Consider the following 18,409-nt stretch of genomic DNA (forward strand, 5'->3'; position numbering starts at 1 on the left):
CTCGACAAATTTGTCGAGAGTGCTTTGTTTTACACAGATTAATTATTCCAACTCAAACGCGACCTTCGATCTTATATCACTCGAAGAGGCTCCTATCAATATTTCGAACTTCCCGGGTTCCGCAACCCAGGCATGTTTCTTATCATCGAAATAAGAGAGTTTCGACTCGTCTATCTCAAACTCTACGATTTGACTTTCTCCCGGTTGCAAATCAACTTTCTTAAATCCTTTCAATTCTTTCTTCGGACGGGGCAAACTCGATTTCAAATCACTCACATACAACTGAACGATTTCTGCCCCAGATCTATTGCCTGTATTGGTTACAGGGATACGAACCCGGAGGCTTTCACCTTGTTGCACGACTTTCTTATCGATCTCGGCTTTACCATATTCAAATGTCGTGTAGCTCAATCCGTGACCGAAACTGAACATCGGTCGTATTTTCTTGTGAAGATCGCTCCAACGATAGCCTACAAAAATATCGTCTTTATAAATTTGTTGGTGATTCAACCCCGGATAAACAATCGAATCATTGAATGAATGAGCATGATAATCTTCCAATTTGGCATACATACTGAACGGGAGTTTCCCGGAAGGATTGACATCGCCCACCAATATAGAAGCCAATGCGTTACCGGCTTCACTACCACAATACCAACCTTCGACGATGGCAGGGACCTGATCTATCCACGGCATCGCCACACTGTTTCCCGAAATCAATACGACTATCGTGCGGGGATTGGCCTGAGACAAAGCCTCGATAACTCGGTCTTGACCATAAGGAAGCCCATACGATGTGCGATCTCCACCTTCACAATCTTGGTGGCTATTCTTATTCAAACCGCCGACAAAAACGACATAATCGGCCGACTTCGCTTTATTTACAGCTTCATTGAGCAGTTCATCGGCAGACCGAGATTCAGCAAGATTGACTTTAGAAACCACCCCATTATAAGATCCATCGATGTTACCGACATATCCACGAGCATATATTACCTCAGTAGCCTCTCCGACTCTTGCCTTCAATCCGTCCAATGGGGATATCTCATATCGTGCTTTCAACGAAGAGCTTCCGCCACCCACCGTCATCATCTTTATCGCATTCTCTCCGACAACCAAAATGCGTTTGGTTTCGGACAAACGAATGGGTAATACATTGTTTTTATTCTGTAACAACACAATGCCTTCCTCGGCGATTTTACGAGCAGCAGAAGCATGAGCCGGGGTTTTGAAAGAGCCGTAAGGTCTGTTACGATTCATCGTAGTACGAAACATCAGACGCAATATATTTCGAACTTTGCCATCGACAACAGATTCCGGAATCGTCCCGTTTTTCAACAAATCAAGAAACGGTTGTGCCAAATAGTAATTGCTATACGCATCTCCTTTACCATTCGTCAAACCATCTGTCCAAGTCCCGAACTCCATATCCAAACCATTATAAGCAGCCTCCATCGTATTGAATACTCCACCCCAATCCGATACTACGACACCATCAAATCCCCATTCTTTTCGGAGAATATCGTTCAACAAATATTGGTTGTGACAACAATATTGATTCTTATAACGATTGTAGGCTCCCATAATAGCCCAAGCCTTTCCTTTTTGTACAGCAGCCTTAAACGCTGGAAGATAAATTTCATATAAAGCCCGGTCACTAACCTCGACATTGACAGCATGCCGATCGTATTCCTGATTATTCAACGCATAATGCTTCACACAGGCTGCTACCCCGTTAGACTGTACCCCTTCGATATAAGGAACCACCATCTCCGAAGCTAAATAGGGATCCTCTCCCATATATTCAAAATTACGACCATTCAACGGAGTACGGTAGATATTGACACCCGGTCCCAATAATACATTCTTATTTCTATATCGCGCTTCCTCGCCTATCGATTTGCCATACAACAGAGCCATCTCAGGATTCCAAGTCGCTGCCAAACAAGTCAATGCCGGGAATGCCATACAAGAATCGTTCGTCCACCCTGCTTGGTCCCATTCGTCCCAAATGACTTCGGCCCGGATTCCATGAGGACCGTCGGTCATCCAATTTTCGGGCAATCCCAAACGAGGCACTCCCGGTGAACTGAATTTGGATTGTGCGTGGCACAATGCCACTTTTTCTTCGAGTGTCATTCTCGACAGAGCATCCTCTATTCGGTCTTCCATCGGCTTGGTTTCATCAAGATAAACAGGTGTTTGAGCGGCCACTGTACCCGATAACGAAAAAAAGGCTACCCATACTAAATTTTGAAAAAATTTCATGGTAAAATATTAAAATGTTAGAGATATATTAAATTTGCAATAAAGGTAAATATAATTTGAGTATTCGGCAAGACAAGTTAATACAAATACATTTTTATTACTATCAAAATAAAATCATAAATTTTATAGTTCTAATTCTTTCTCAACGAAGAAAAAGGACTAAATATTCCGTATAACTTTTCCCGAAGACGTCTCCTTAAACTTCTGCACATACAATACTTTACGTGGGAACTCATATTTATTTACTTTTGCCCGAATCTTTTCCAGCAATATTTTTTCTTGTTCCAGAGACAAAGCCTCGCCTTCTATAACGAGAGCAACCGATTCACCCCATTTCAGGTCGTCACAAGACGCTACAAAAAAACGGCGTGTAAACAGACCTGCTATTTTCTTTTCGATCAACTCTGGAAAAACCTTTATCCCTCCCGTATTGATCACATGGTCATACCGTCCTATCCATCGAAAATTCCGAGAATCTACCAACTCAACCACATCGTTCGTTACAAACTCTTTTACAGAGAAGTGCGGAGCGTGAATGATTAAACAATTTCGTTCATCTATCGAAAAAGATATACCACCCAACGCACAATATAACGACAAAGAGTCACCGATACGGCGTAATGCGACATGCGAAACTGTCTCGGTCATACCATAAGTAGCATACATATCGACAGGAAGTTTTTCCAGCTCCACCTCAGTACCGGGAGATAAAGGTGCACCACCTATTATCAGAGACGTTATACGAGAAAGTCTTGATTTCTGCATCGTACTTTTCAAAGATTCGACTACTTGCGCCGGAACCATCGCGGCAAAATCGATAGGCTCGTCTATTGTCGTCAAAGGCAACGACGAAGGAGTTACGACCAACAAATCAGCACCGGATAACAAGGCTCTTACAATCATCATTTTACCGGCAATATAATCGGGAGACAGGCATAACAACATTACCGAACGACAGGTAATATCGAAAAAGTCATTGGTCAACCGTGCCGAAGCCTCCATATCTCGTTTCAGTAATCTTACCGGCTTTGGAGTTCCGGTCGATCCCGAAGTATGTCCCCAAACAAAATCGGAAGGTGCGAACCACTCATCGAGAAAAGCAGCCACTTCGGGTGTAGAAGCATTGAGTATCTCTTCTCGACTACGACAAATACGATGATTTAGCCTTATTTCCATGAATCCATCGAAAAAATCCAAGTTTTATCAGGATTATATCTCAACTCATCTCCTATCTGCTCCAACGGTGACGGTATATTATTGGTGTACAAAGCTCCCGTTCCCAATCCCTGAGGCATATTTATAGGCAATGTCGCCGTCCATTGCGCAATTGCATTCAATCCCACATTCGATTCCAATGCCGATGTTATCCACCAACCCACACGACAATTCCGAGCAAATTCGATCCACTCTTCCGCACCCGAAAATCCCCCTATCAAAGAAGGCTTCAAAACGATATATTGCGGAGAAATCGTCTCCAATAACGCTAATTTCTCGGTGGAATCGGTTATCCCGATTAATTCTTCGTCAAGAGCTATCGGTAGAGGAGTTTCTTCGCACAACCGAGCCATCGCCTCCCATTGTCCGGCTCGTATGGGCTGTTCTATCGAATGTAAATCATAAGCCGAAAGACGTTGCAAATGTTCCAATGCATCATAAGGAGAGAACGCACCGTTGGCATCGACCCTCAACTCTATATCCTCCCGGCGATATCGTCGCCGAATTGCAGCCAGCAATTCACATTCATCATCGAAATCTATCGCTCCAATTTTCAACTTAATACAAGAGAACCCGGCCACTAATTTCTCATCGATACGGGAAGCCATAGTGCGCTTATCGCCCATCCATATCAATCCGTTTATTTCAATCGCTTGTTTCCCGGCAGTAAACTCAGACGGGTAAATCATGCGTCGTCCGCCATGCTGCAAATCGAGTAAGGCGGTCTCCACTCCAAAATGGATAGAACTCCATGTAGACAAATCTATTTCATCTATTCGGTCGATACCCCGACAAACCGTTTGCAACATAGCTTCATAATCAGGACGATCGTCTGCTCCCAATCCCTTAAACAGTGCGCATTCTCCTATCCCGAAACAATCGGGATTATGCTCGTCCCACACTTTCAAGAAATAGGTCTCCTTTTGCGTGAGAACGCCCCGAGAAGTTCCGCTAGGGACTTTGAAATGAAGTATATAAGGAGTATAACTTGCCTTTAACATCTATCCGGGGAATTTGGGAAATTTCTGGAAATCGGGGTCTCTCTTTTCAAGGAAAGCATTCTTGCCCTCCTGCGCCTCCTCCATGAGATAATACATGAGAGTGGCATCACCGGCAAATTCCATCAAACCCCGCTGCCCGTCAAGTTCGGCATTCAACGCCCGCTTAATCATTCGTATAGCCATCGGGCTACGTTTCAATATCGTTCGACACCATTCGATTGTCTCTTCCTCCAATCGGTCGAAAGGAACAACTTTATTGACCAGCCCCATTTCTTCTGCCTCTTTCGCTGAATATTGGCGACATAGGAACCATATTTCGCGCGCTTTCTTCTGCCCTACGATACGAGCTAAATAGGACGAGCCGAATCCTCCATCGAAACTTCCCACTTTCGGGCCAGTCTGTCCGAAGCGAGCGTTCTCCGAAGCGATTGTCAAATCACACACCACATGCAACACATGTCCGCCTCCGATCGCATAACCGTTGACCATAGCGATAACCGGCTTGGGAATGGAACGTATAGCTTTATGCAAATCCAAAACATTTAACCTCGGGACACCGTTTTCATCGATATAACCGCCAATTCCTTTCACTTTCTGGTCTCCACCGGAACAAAACGCTTTGTCTCCCGCTCCCGTCAGAATGATAACGCCAATATCGGAACGTTCCCGACAAATAGACATGGCATCGAGCATCTCACAATTCGTTTGCGGACGAAACGCATTATATACTTGCGGGCGGTTAATCGTTATCTTCGCGATTCCATCGCAATAATCGAAAAGTATATCCTCATACTCCTTAATCGTTTTCCAATCTATCGGTTCCATATTCTTATATTTTTTATTTCAATCATTATCATCATTATCTCGACCGGCGAAAGTATCCCCGCAAAACCTCGGCATTATAAACATTCGGGGTGTGGACCGCCAGTATAGCCGGCCGATCTTTCTCGGCGAAAAAGAGAGAAAGTACCTCTGCGGCCGATTTTTCATCATTGAGCTCGAAATAACGAAGTCCGAACAAATCGGCATATTTCTCGACCGAAATATCTCTATGTATTTCAAAACAAGTTTCCAGTTCAGGCAAATCGGAAGTCGGTTTAATAAATCGAAAGATTCCCCCACCCCCATTACACATTACGATAATTTTAAACCGGGGAGAAAGATAAGTCGATGATAACCCATTTACATCATACGAAAAACTCATGTCTCCCGTAATCAACACCGTCATCTCCTCACCCACACAAGCCGCACCCGCAGCGGTCGAGGTGGATCCGTCTATACCGCTCACGCCCCGATTACAATCGCTCCGCAACACCTGTTCGCACTTGAACAACTGGGCATAGCGTACCGTAGTACCGTTGGAAAACTGCAATGCTGTTCCCGGCGGAATCGCAGGTAATATCAATGAAAATGCTTTCAAATCACACCACCCGACATGAGCGATATAATCGTCGTGCAAACGAGTAGCAATCACCTCTTTCCTATGCCACAGCATCGAGTAGTCGCTCTCTATCGGGAATACACTTCGAGACAACACCTCTAAAAACGATGCAGCCTGAGAATCGATATGGCAAGTCAACGATTGCATCGTATCTACTACATGATTGCCTTGTGATATACGCCAATGCAACTTGGGCTTATGCTGCCGTAAAAAAGCCTTTATCATACGCGACACCAATGATCCGCCTAATGTAATGAGCAAATCGGGTGCATAATCTTCCCATTCCGCTTTATCGATTACCGAATAAACCCTATCGATCGTAGGTATCAAATTCTTCCCCCTCACATTGGCTATGCTTTCGGTAAGAACGACAACCTGCGGCAATTCCGCTAAACGTAAAAGAACTTGATTCAACTGCTCATCGGGCTGTGAGAAAGCCACTAAAATCAACACCTTTCGAGCCGACATAAACTCATCGCACAAAAGTTTCATAGATTGCTCATCGGGAATATTCGACGAAGGTATGCGAGTAACAAAACGCTCCCGTACGGAAGGCATATCCATTTCTTGCGTGAGCGGCTCGGAAACAGCAATATTAATATGAACAGGGCCCTTTTCTCCCGACAATGACGTTAACAAAGCGTCGTTTATACAACGATTGAAGTACCACCCGTCCATCGGCAGAGACAGTTCCGCCCGTAAATTATACGAACGTTTCACAAAGTGAGACAAAGCGCCGTACTGCCGCAATGTTTGACTATCGTCCTGATCGATCCACTCCATAGGACGATCCGCCGAGATAACTATCAACGGAATATGTTGGTAATAGGCCTCGGCAACAGCCGGCGCATAATTGAGTAACGCTGTTCCCGATGTACAAACCAATGCCACAGGTTCACCGCTACGTTGCGACATACCCAATGCCATAAAAGCCGCTGTACGTTCATCGACAACGACATAGTCCTGTATATCGGGTGTACGCGAAAATGCCATTAATAAAGGAGCATTTCTCGATCCGGGCGATAGAACGACACGCTTTACACCATGTTCCGCCAAAAGTGCGACAAGAATATTACAGCCCTGTTTATCGGTCGTTTTCATATTCACTCTACTTATAACCATTAATAATCGACAGCAAAGTCTGCGCTTTCGCCTCGGTTTCTTTCCACTCACTTTCCGGGTCCGATTTATCGGTCAAACCTCCGCCGACATACAATCTCAATCGGGAATCGTCTACTTCCATGCACCGAAGATTGACGAACAAACGAACATGCTCACCGAACATAGGGCCCAAATAACCGCCATAATATCTGCGCTCATGCGATTCTACCCGACGAATCCATTCCATCGCAAGTTCTTTGGGATACCCACCCACAGCCGGCGTAGGGTGAAGCGCCGACAATATCTCGGCCAATCTCCCGTTTGCCGAACCGACTTTCAGAGAAATAGGCGTACACAGATGTTCCACCTGTCCTGCCTTGCGAGAAAACCGCTCACCGATAATTGGTTCGAGACCTTTATCTCTAAATACCTTCGATATATAATCGGTCACAATTTGTTGCTCCTCTTGTTCTTTTTGTCCCCACGGCTCCTTCGCTCCCGCCTTTCGCGTACCTGCGAGAGCCATCGTAGTCAATGACACTCCGTCACAATCGAGCAATGTTTCGGGCGTAGCTCCTATCCATTGTCCTACACCGGGCACATTGACCCACGAAACAAAAGCCGAATCGTATTTTGCAGCCAGTCGAAAAAACAGCTGCCCATCGGAAACTACCGGACGGTTCAATGTGACGGTGCGGGAAAGAACAGCCTTTTTTATCTCTTTACGAGACATTGCTGCAACAAGCGTATTTACTTGTTTTTCATACTGTTCAAAAGAACTATCTACCGGTTTTATCTCCAAATTTGCCAAAGTTTGTCCCGCCTCGTAATTCAACGCCTCCAAACTTATCTCTTCGGCCCGTTGTATTTTCACAGGGAAAAAGTAACGAGGCAACTCGCCTTCTTCAAAAGGTGCGAAAAAGAAGCCCTCCTGTCTTTCAGGGAAAACGCCATCGGCAAGAGTCATAAGTCTATCAGGCTCACAGGCCCCCCAATAAAAGCCATCTTCGCCCGGCAGACGAAAAGCGAAAGCCGGGAAATCATTCCCCAAACTCGCCTCAATAGCACAAGATAACAAATGTATAGAATCAACCTCTTTCGCCATATCTCACCGACTTATCAATCCAACTCCACGGGAACAGCCATAAGCTCAAAAGGCAGAGCTTCGACGACTTTTACCCGACAAAAATCTCCAACAGTCAGAAAGCGATCTTTTGCAATAAGCACTTCGGGATCGACCTCGGGAGAATCGTACTCCGTACGCCCCACATAATAGTCCTCCTCTTCCCGATCGACTATCACATCAAATATTTGACCTACCTTTGAAGCATTGCTTTCAAGTGCTATTTCTTCTTGTAATGCCATCAACTCGTCGAGTCGGGCCTGTTTCACTTTATCCGGGATAGAGTCGGGAAAATGATTGGCCGCATAAGTACCCTCTTCTTCGGAATAGGCAAACGCCCCCATACGCTCGAAACGAGCCTCCCGAACAAACGCTTTTAATTCCTCGAAATCCTCATCGGTCTCACCAGGATATCCCACCATCAATGTCGTGCGAATATGTATGCCGGGGACTTCCGTTCGTATGCGTTTCAACAAATCATAAGTCTCCTGCTTCGTCACATGCCGACGCATATCTACCAACACATGGTCGCTGATATGCTGCAATGCGATATCGAGATATTTGCAAACATTATCATGACGCTGTATAACAGGTAATATCTCATAAGGGAATTGTGACGGATAAGCATAGTGTAACCGTATCCACTTCACACCCGGAATCTGCGCCATACGATCGATTAACTCCGGTAATTTCAATTTCCCGTACAAATCAAGTCCATAGGAAGATAAATCCTGAGCAATAATCTGAAACTCTTTCACGCCCTGCGAAACCAAGCTCTTCACCTCGTCGAGCAACTGTTCCATAGGATAAGAAACGAAGCGCCCTGTAATTAAAGGAATAGCACAATAAGAACAAAATCGATTACAACCTTCGGCAATTTTCACATAGGCATAATGAGGCGGAGTTGTCAGTATGCGCCCGAAATCTTTCTCCTCGGAAATTCGCGATCCCAAATCCGTCAACAAATCAGTCCAGTCGAATTTTCCATAAAACTTATCTACCTCGGGTATCTCGGCTTCCAGTTCTTCCCGATAACGTTGAGACAAACAGCCCATCACATAAAGATGATGTATCTTATGAGCTTTTTTAGCCTCGACCATTTGTAAAATCATTTCGATAGATTCTTCTTTGGCATCTCCAATGAAGCCACAAGTATTCACTACGACAAACTCACTCGAAACTTTTTCAGGATCATGTCTCACCTTATAACCGGCTTCTGCGAAACGATGCATCAATCGTTCGGAATCCACCAAATTTTTCGAACAACCCAACGTAATAATATCAACGCTATTTTTTATCATTGTCATTACACAAAAATACGGCTATGAAGCCTTTGCAAGACCACCCAGCCGTCTATCCTAAAAACTCACGAATATCAATCTCCGAACAACGAGTCCACAAACTCCTTACGGCGGAACACCTGCAAATCTTCCATGCCTTCACCCAGCCCTATGTACTTAACCGGTATCTTAAAGTGATCGGATATACCTATGACCACACCACCTTTGGCCGTACCATCGAGTTTCGTTATGGCCAACTCGTTCACCTCGGTCGCGGCAGTAAACTGCTTGGCTTGCTCAAAAGCATTCTGTCCTGTGGAGCCGTCCAATACTAACAAGATTTCATGAGGAGCACCGGGAACGATTTTCTCCATTACTTTCTTTATTTTGGTCAACTCGTTCATCAAATTCAATTTATTATGCAAACGACCTGCCGTATCGATAATTACCACATCGGCATTATTCGCCTTCGCCGAACTCAACGTATCGAACGCCACGGATGCCGGATCGGCTCCCATTTTTTGTTTCACGACAGGGACTCCAACCCGTTCGCCCCATATCATCAACTGCTCGACCGCAGCGGCACGAAACGTATCGGCAGCTCCCAAATAAACACTATTCCCTCTCTTTTTATATTGATATGCCAACTTACCGATAGTTGTAGTCTTACCTACACCATTCACCCCGACAACCATGATTACATACGGTTTTTTCCCTTCGGGGACAGAAAATTCACCGGCATCCTCAACATCGTTTTCGGTTAGCAACGCTGTGATTTCTTCCCGGAGAATTGAGTTTAATTCGTTCGTATTTATGTATTTGTCACGAGCTACCCGCTTCTCTATTCGGTCTATAATACGAAGTGTAGTTTCCACTCCGACATCAGACGTGATCAATACTTCTTCCAAATCGTCCAATATATTCTCATCGACTTGTGACTTCCCGGCAACAATACGCGCTAACTTGGAAAATACGCCCTCTTTGGTCTTAGATAATCCCTTATCCAAGGTTTCCTTTTTCTCTTTCGAAAAGAAATCAAACAATCCCATATATAAAATTTTTAAGAAAAGTAACTGTAAGCAGCTACCCGGTGGATATGCAAAGCTATAAAATTATCATGGTAAAAAAAAACTTCCTTACACATTTCGTATAAGAAAGTTTCTTTATATTACGCTAATTATGACTTACTTACTAAGTACATCTTTAACCGCGTCATTCGGAACCATTTCCTCTTGGAAAGTATAAGCCCCTGTTTTCGGCGATTTTACCATTTTTATCACTTTAGAATAAGTACGGCCTTCGCCTTTTTGCAACGATGCAACTGTTTTCTTTGCCATGGTTCAATCCTTCCTTATTTTATTTCTTTATGTACAGTAACTCTTTTCAAGATGGGATTGTATTTTTTCAACTCCAATCTTTCTGTGGTATTTTTTCTGTTCTTAGTAGTAATATAACGCGATGTTCCGGGCATACCACTCGCCTTGTGTTCCGTGCATTCAAGAATTACTTGAACCCTATTACCTTTTGCTTTCTTTGCCATATCTTAATATAACATTTTTATTTCTGTTAAATACCCATTTCCGGCAGCTTGCTTGATAGCTGCATCTAATCCCATTTTATTGATTGTACGAAGACCGGCAGCTGAAAGTGTAAGCGTGATCCAACAATCTTGTTCTACCCAATAAAATTTCTTTGTAAAGAGGTTGACATTAAATCTTCTTTTCGTTCTTCTTTTTGAGTGCGAAACGTTGTTGCCAACCATTGCTTTTTTCCCTGTAATTTGACAAATCTTTGACATCGCTATCTATTATTTTGTTTGTTTTTTCTTACTGCTTTCGCAAACAGAGTGCAAAGTAAAGCATTTTAGAAATATGTTCCAAATTTTTAAGGTATTAAAATCGGAACTTTTTTATTCAGTTCTATTTTGTCATCAGTTGTATCAACATCAACAAAGCCGATTGGGTCGCACGTGCAATTACTTGCTCTCTATCGCCTTCGAAACAAAAACATTCAGCCTCGCTTCGCTCGCCATACCGAACTGCAATCCACACCGTACCTACCGGTTTCTCAACGCTGCCTCCACCCGGACCTGCTATTCCAGAAGTCGCTATCGCACAATCGGAAGACAACAATCTTTGTACCCCCGATACCATTTGCAAGACGGTCTCCCTACTCACAGCGCCAAAACCCGATAATGTCTCCGACGACACATTCAAAACACGTATTTTCACCTCGTTAGAATACGCCACGACACTACCTTTAAAATAGACCGAACTACCCACTATCCTTGTTATTTCATGAGCTATATTTCCTCCCGTGCAACTTTCGGCTGTCGCCAACGTTTCTCCTCTTTCGGTTAATATCGACCCTAATGCTCCTGCGAGAGTTGTATCCGAACCACAAAACAGATGGCTACCCAATATAGTCCTCAATTTAAAAAACTCATCATCGATAATCTTCTGCAAATATGACTCTTCATCGCCACGAGCAGTCAGTCTCAACCGAATTACTCCCGGCGTAGGCAAATAGGCAAGTTTGATACACCCCGGCAATTGCGCTTCAAAGTCGGATAAAGTTTCGGACAACCTCGATTCCGTAAAATCCTTCACTAAACAAGTGCGATGCAAGATAGACGAATGATCTCGAAAATACTCCCTCAAACGACTTATAACCACCTCTTTCATGACGGTCTTCATTTCTGTCGGGACACCCGGCATAGACACCAATACCTTACCATTTCTTTCAAACCACATGACAGGAGCCGTACCCACGGGATTTTGAATAACTGTACACACATTAGGAACATAGGCTTGATTGCGCGTACTATCATTCATCGTCAATTTACGACGACGAAAAATGGCTTCCACATTGGCAAATACCGATTCATCAAAGACCAACTTTCCACCGAAATAATCGCAAAGAGTCTGCTTTGTAATATCGTCCTTCGTCGGGCCCAATCCGCCGGTCATCAAAACGACATCGACCCTACCGAACGAGCTATTCAGAGCATCGGTTATTTCCCGAGACCTATCTCTAACTGTCGTTATCTCGGTAACCTCCCACCCTATATGATTCAGCTCCCGAGCAATCCACCCAGAATTCGTATCGGTCACCTGTCCGATCAACAACTCATCGCCGATAACAATAATCTCGACATTCATTTCATTCGTATTTATAATTCAACCCGGGCAAAAGGAGCCTTCGCTATATCACAAAACTCTTTATCCAAATATTTATAATAACCCGTAATAGCCACCATAGCCGCATTATCGGTCGTAAAAGAGAAGGGCGGCAGATAAACTGTCCAACCATACTTTCGGGCATAATCTTCAAAAGCAGCCCTCACAGCAGAGTTCGCCGAAACGCCCCCGGCAACAGCCACATGCTTTATTCCGGTTTGTTTAACGGCCTTATAAAGTTTGTCCATCAAAATGTCCACAATCGTAGTCTGCAACGATGCACACAAGTCACACTTGTTTTTTTCGATGAAATCGGGGTCTTCTTTTATTTTGTCTCTCAATAAATATAAAAAGGAAGTTTTCAGTCCACTGAAACTATAATCAAAACCGGGTATGTGAGGTTTACTTAGTGCAAACGCTTTGGGATTCCCTTCCTTCGCCAATCTATCTACAACCGGGCCTCCCGGATAAGGCAATCCCATTACTTTGGCACATTTGTCAAAAGCTTCACCGGCAGCATCGTCTATCGTTTGTCCGATAACAGTCATTTCATTATAAGATTCTACTTTTATGATTTGCGAATTCCCCCCCGAAACGAGTAAACACAAAAACGGGAAGGGAGGCTGAGTGTTATCATCGGGAAACCGTTTGATAAAATGAGCCATAACATGAGCTTGCAAATGATTGACATCGACGAGAGGAATATTCAATGCTGTCGTAAAACCTTTGGCAAAAGAAGTTCCGACGAGCAAAGACCCCATAAGTCCGGGGCCTCTGGTGAACGCCACCGCACTCAAATCCTCCGGAGTCACCCCCGCACGTTTTAAAGCCTCCGACACAACCGGAATAATATTCTGTTGGTGCGCCCGAGATGCCAATTCAGGAACAACCCCTCCATAAGCCTCGTGAACCGCTTGACTAGCAATCACATTCGACAGCATGACCTCATCGCGAATAACTGCGGCAGAAGTATCGTCACACGAAGATTCTATACCTAAAATAGTTATGCTCATATACATTTACTCCTTTCAATCCTTCATCAAATCAAGGTCTGCAAAAGTACATATTTCATCGGTAAAACCATTTGACTTTTATAATTATTTCATACATTAATAAAAAAGAAAAGCCAAGCATCCTATCGCTACTTTCAAAAGGAAACACTACTTTTGCATACTTATAAAGATGAGGAAATTCTATTCTGCATTTCGGATATTTGTGCATATCGTTATATTCTCTATCATAGCGATATATACACTTGGCTATATCTTGTTATCTATCCCCAACATACAGGATAAAGTCAGGCACATCGGCATAAAAGAACTATCTGCCATTTTAGATACAAACATAACTATCGACCGAATACAAATATCACCATTCAACAAGTTAGAACTGTTCGGTGCATATATACCCGACTTAAATGGAGACACTCTATTATATGCCAATAAAATATCGGCCGGTATCTCCCTTTCAGATTTACTCGTCGATCGAGAATTGGTTTTCACGAATATACAACTATTCGGTCTGGATGCCCGCATAACAAAAGAGACTCCAAGCTCTGAAACAAACCTGCAATTTATTATCGACGCTTTCAAAAGCGATAAGAATACACCGAAAAAGAAAATAAATTTCAAAATAAACAATGCGATCATACGCCGTGGAAAAATCAAATACGACATATTATCCGCACCCATACGACGCGGACAATTCGACCCGAACCATATCGATTTGAGAAACTTATTGTCAAAACTATCTATCAAAGCACTATCGGAAGACTCGGTAAATATCTCCATCAAGCGATTGGGATTCGACGAGCAATCGGGTTTTTCTTTAAATCGTCTACAATTTAAATTCGAAGCCAACCGACAACAAGCAAGGTTATCTGACTTTAAAATACAATTACCCCATAGCCGTATCGAAATCAAACCAATTATCGCCACGCTGCCCGATACACTCTCGGCCGAACACTTCTACGACCAAACACGATTCTCTTTACAGATAACGAAATCCCTAATTAATCCCAGCGATATAGCTGCCTTTATCCCGGTATTGGAAAAAATAAATACTCCGATACTCATTTCGATGCATCTGACAGGAACTCCAAACAATCTATATTTCCATACCTTTGATTTTAATTTCGGGAAAGAAGATATCATCGCTCACAGTCAAATATCCGTGAAAAACATAACAAATCCACAAAAACGAGATATACTCTGCGACCCTATCACATTAAACGCTTCATCTTCGGGATTGGCCGATATTTCTTCCAAATTACCTTTTCTAACCGAAGAACAATGTAAAACTATTTCCCGGTTAGGTACAATTCATTTCACCGGTAATATCTCGAACCAAAACCAAAATCTGACAGCCTGCGGAACATTAGAAACAGATCTCGGCTCTGTTCATTCCGATATATCCATCAACCAAAACAATAGTCTGAATACGACTCGATACAGCGGATTGATAGAATCGAAAAAATTTAATCTAAATGGACTATTCACCGAAGGAAATCCTTATGGCGAAATTATTTTCAAAGTCGAACTCGACAGTAAAAAAGCCAAATATCAGGCCCCAACCGGCAAAGTGGTCGGGGGAATCAGCTATTTTGAATACAAAGGATATCCTTACGAAAACATCATGCTTAACGGTGAGTTCGGGGACAATCGATATAATGGTATAATCGAAATTAACGATCCGAATGGAAAACTCCGAGTCAATGGTCTTTCTGTCTTAAAAGATAAAGACTCCGAATTCGACCTCGTCTTACAGGCACGAGACCTCAATGTATCGGCTTTAAAACTAATGCCCAAGTATAAAAATTCCAAGTTAGGATTCAATGTAGTCGCCAAATTTACAGGGAACAATTTGGACAACGCAGAAGGCCTCTTATCTATCGATAGTTTATCTTTTACAAACAACGACGATACATTCAGACTAAATAAATTCAATATAGAAGCTCATAACCAAAACACTCCACAAAGTATAGCTGTTACTTCGGACTATATTAACGGTTGGATTGAAGGTAATTACAAATTCTCTACTCTACAAAAATCTTTACAAACACTGTTATCGGAATCCCTTCCATCTATATTCCCATTCCAAGAGAACCAACCTAAAAAAACAGAACACAAAAAAAATCAACAACCGAATAATTTTAAATTCAGATTTACCGTAGAGCCTAATATACACATGGCACAAGTGCTCGAACTACCTGTTACATTCACAGATAGAGCTATTATCGAAGGTGAAATGAATAGCCTCCGAAACACAGCCCTCATAACCGGAACGATTCCCCATCTCTGGTATAAAAAAAGTCATATCGAAGATGCATTCATTTCAGCACGAAAAGATTCCACCGAAATGGCTTTATTCATAGAAACGAACTCCTACAATAAAAAACAAATACGAACGACATGGAGCCTTAGAAGCAAGGCCTATCGAGACAGTCTCGACCTTGTACTCAACTGGAATAACGACACCCAATCGACATTTTATGGAGAATTGAATACATCGACCCATTTTTCACGAACCCACGAAGGGAATAAATTACAAATACAAACTCACATCAATCCTTCCACTCTTATTTTCAACGATACTATTTGGCAAATGAGCCCTTCGGATATTTCCTATTGTGAGAAACAAATAGAAATCAATGATTTTGAAATATCACATGCTCCCCAATATATACTTATAGACGGTATCGCCTCCAACCGAGAAGAAGACGAATTGAAAATACAACTCAACGACGTAGACCTCGATTATATTTTCGGTACACTCAATATAAAAAATGTCACTTTCGGGGGTAACGCTACTGGAAATTTGTTAGCTACACATCTATTGACAGGCGCACCTCGATTAAGTACTGAACAATTCGATGTAAAAGATTTCTCCTACAATGAAGCGATCTTCGGGGACTTACATCTATTCAGCATGTGGGATAACGACAATCAAGGTATTCTCATGAAAGGGTTCATCGAAAATAAAGAAGATAAACAAACTTATATCGACGGATATATATTTCCGACAAAAGACTCTCTCTCTCTTTCGTTCGATCCCGATAAATTGAATATTGCATTCCTTCGACCATTTGTTTCTACCGTTATGAGCGACATATCGGGAATAGCCAGCGGACACATAGACTTTTTCGGAAGATTCAAGGCCCTAAATGTTACCGGTGATGCTTATGTCGAAAATTTAGATTTCGGTATTGAATATTTGAACACTCGGTACAATCTATCCGATAGTATTCATTTATCCCCTACCCGTATTTGGTTTGACAACGTTACGATTTATGATAAATTGAAACATACGGCAAAAGGTTCGGGTTGGATAGAACATCATAATTTCAAAGATGTAAGTTACGATATTGCCATAACCGAAGCCCAAGATTTCCTGTCCTACGATATGACAGAAAGGCAAAGCCCCATATATTATGGAACCATTTACGGGACAGGCTCTACTATGATAAAAGGAAGTCCGGGACAAACCCAAATCGACGTAAATATGTCCACCGGAGACCAGTCGAAATTCACCTTCGTCCTATCAGGATCGGAAGCTGCCGGAGATTATGACTTTATTACTTTCACCAATTCAGGAAAACAGAACACAAAGATAGGAGAGCTCCAAGCCGATAGCATTGTCATTAAGAACAATGCCCGCATGATGGAGAACAGTAAAATACAAAACAGTAGTGCATTAAATTTAAATCTGCAAATAGAAGCAACCAACCAAGCCCAAATGAACCTAATCATGGACAAATCTACCGGAGATATGATAAAAGCGACCGGTCAGGGCAGTATATTACTGGAATATAATTCAATGGACGGCGATATAAAATTATATGGTTCCTATGTCTTAGAAAAAGGGAGTTACAATTTCAGCTTGCAAGATATCATTACACGAGACTTCTCTATTAAAGAAGGAAGCCGAGTTTCTTTCCACGGGGATCCTATGGCTACTAACTTAGATATATCGGCTATTTACTCCCTTTCGGCCAATCTGCTCGATCTCGATGAAAACTTCGCCAATGACAAAGAATTATCAAGAACGACAGTACCCGTACAAACTATTTTGAATGTATCCGGAGACGTACGTCGACCAGACCTAAACTTCGACATAGCATTCCCTACTTTGACCCAAGACGTAGACAGACGGGTACGTAGTATCATCAGTACAAACGACATGATGAACCGTCAGATCATCTATCTATTGGCCTTGAATAGGTTCTACACTCCGGACTTCATGAATATGGGGCAAAGTAGAAATAACGAACTTGTCTCTGTCGCTTCCTCGACCTTATCCTCTCAATTAGGTAACATTCTGGGACAATTAAGCGAAAACTGGAATATTTCGCCAAACTTCCGTAGTGAAAAAGGTGATTTTTCCGATATGGAGGTGGAGCTTGCCCTATCCAGCCAGCTACTGAACAATCGATTGATTTTCAACGGGAACTTCGGATATAGAGACAACACGGTCAATAACAATACATTCATCGGAGATTTCGATTTGGAATATTTGCTGAATAAAAGCGGAACGATACGATTGAAGGCCTATAATCATTATAACGACCGCAATTATTACATCAAATCGGCATTGACGACACAAGGCGTAGGGATCATGTTACGTCACGATTTTAACCGTTGGGGAGACTTATTTAGAAAAAATCCCAAAAACAACGGTAAAACCAAAGATATACAATCCGATTCTATTCCACGGAACACAATATTACCCAACGATACAATTTCTACAAAAAGCTCTTTATCCAAAGAAAAAATTCCTCAGACCGACCAGTAAGCAGGAAAAAC

General features: G+C 42.7%; 14 protein-coding genes. 1 reads left to right on the forward strand and 13 read right to left on the reverse strand.

The window, feature by feature from the left end; all coding sequences use genetic code 11:
• Positions 1-42: 42 nt before the first annotated feature.
• From QVD32_RS08565 to tsaD, 13 genes are all read right to left on the reverse strand, one after another.
• Positions 43-2,268, reverse strand: coding sequence for a glycoside hydrolase family 3 C-terminal domain-containing protein (locus QVD32_RS08565; RefSeq protein WP_021891405.1), 2,226 nt, complete (start codon positions 2,266-2,268; stop codon positions 43-45).
• 159 nt (positions 2,269-2,427) lie between these two features.
• Positions 2,428-3,444 (reverse strand): AMP-binding protein, encoded by a 1,017-nt coding sequence (locus QVD32_RS08570; protein WP_118687236.1) that lies wholly within the window; start codon positions 3,442-3,444, stop codon positions 2,428-2,430.
• On the reverse strand, positions 3,435-4,484 hold the full coding sequence (locus QVD32_RS08575) for an o-succinylbenzoate synthase (RefSeq protein ID WP_021891407.1): 1,050 nt from the start codon (positions 4,482-4,484) through the stop codon (positions 3,435-3,437). Before QVD32_RS08575 ends, QVD32_RS08570 begins: the two co-directional genes overlap by 10 nt.
• Positions 4,485-5,309, reverse strand: a complete 825-nt coding sequence (menB, locus tag QVD32_RS08580) for a 1,4-dihydroxy-2-naphthoyl-CoA synthase (protein ID WP_008861770.1) — start codon at positions 5,307-5,309, stop codon at positions 4,485-4,487.
• A 34-nt stretch (positions 5,310-5,343) separates the two neighbouring features.
• Entirely contained in the window at positions 5,344-7,026 is a 1,683-nt protein-coding gene (menD, locus tag QVD32_RS08585) for a 2-succinyl-5-enolpyruvyl-6-hydroxy-3-cyclohexene-1-carboxylic-acid synthase (protein WP_021891408.1), read from the reverse strand.
• 7 nt (positions 7,027-7,033) lie between these two features.
• Complete coding sequence (locus QVD32_RS08590; RefSeq protein WP_021891409.1) at positions 7,034-8,131, reverse strand: chorismate-binding protein; 1,098 nt, start codon at positions 8,129-8,131, stop codon at positions 7,034-7,036.
• A gap of 14 nt (positions 8,132-8,145) precedes the next feature.
• Entirely contained in the window at positions 8,146-9,450 is a 1,305-nt protein-coding gene (gene rimO / locus QVD32_RS08595; protein WP_021891410.1) for a 30S ribosomal protein S12 methylthiotransferase RimO, read from the reverse strand.
• Between the two features lie 74 nt (positions 9,451-9,524).
• Positions 9,525-10,478, reverse strand: a complete 954-nt coding sequence (ftsY, locus tag QVD32_RS08600) for a signal recognition particle-docking protein FtsY (protein ID WP_008861766.1) — start codon at positions 10,476-10,478, stop codon at positions 9,525-9,527.
• A 135-nt stretch (positions 10,479-10,613) separates the two neighbouring features.
• On the reverse strand, positions 10,614-10,766 hold the full coding sequence (locus QVD32_RS08605) for a DUF4295 domain-containing protein (RefSeq protein WP_008861765.1): 153 nt from the start codon (positions 10,764-10,766) through the stop codon (positions 10,614-10,616).
• Between the two features lie 14 nt (positions 10,767-10,780).
• Positions 10,781-10,969, reverse strand: a complete 189-nt coding sequence (gene rpmG / locus QVD32_RS08610) for a 50S ribosomal protein L33 (protein ID WP_008861764.1) — start codon at positions 10,967-10,969, stop codon at positions 10,781-10,783.
• A gap of 3 nt (positions 10,970-10,972) precedes the next feature.
• On the reverse strand, positions 10,973-11,227 hold the full coding sequence (rpmB, locus tag QVD32_RS08615) for a 50S ribosomal protein L28 (RefSeq protein WP_008861763.1): 255 nt from the start codon (positions 11,225-11,227) through the stop codon (positions 10,973-10,975).
• A gap of 121 nt (positions 11,228-11,348) precedes the next feature.
• Complete coding sequence (locus QVD32_RS08620; RefSeq protein WP_021891412.1) at positions 11,349-12,590, reverse strand: competence/damage-inducible protein A; 1,242 nt, start codon at positions 12,588-12,590, stop codon at positions 11,349-11,351.
• An 11-nt stretch (positions 12,591-12,601) separates the two neighbouring features.
• Positions 12,602-13,621 (reverse strand): tRNA (adenosine(37)-N6)-threonylcarbamoyltransferase complex transferase subunit TsaD, encoded by a 1,020-nt coding sequence (gene tsaD, locus QVD32_RS08625; protein ID WP_021891413.1) that lies wholly within the window; start codon positions 13,619-13,621, stop codon positions 12,602-12,604.
• Positions 13,622-13,790: 169 nt separating this feature from the next.
• Between tsaD and QVD32_RS08630 the strand changes: the two genes are divergently transcribed.
• Complete coding sequence (locus QVD32_RS08630; protein WP_021891414.1) at positions 13,791-18,398, forward strand: translocation/assembly module TamB domain-containing protein; 4,608 nt, start codon at positions 13,791-13,793, stop codon at positions 18,396-18,398.
• Positions 18,399-18,409: the final 11 nt, after the last annotated feature.

The sequence above is a fragment of the Barnesiella sp. genome, from assembly GCF_022723415.1.
Lineage (GTDB): Bacteria > Bacteroidota > Bacteroidia > Bacteroidales > Barnesiellaceae > Barnesiella > Barnesiella intestinihominis.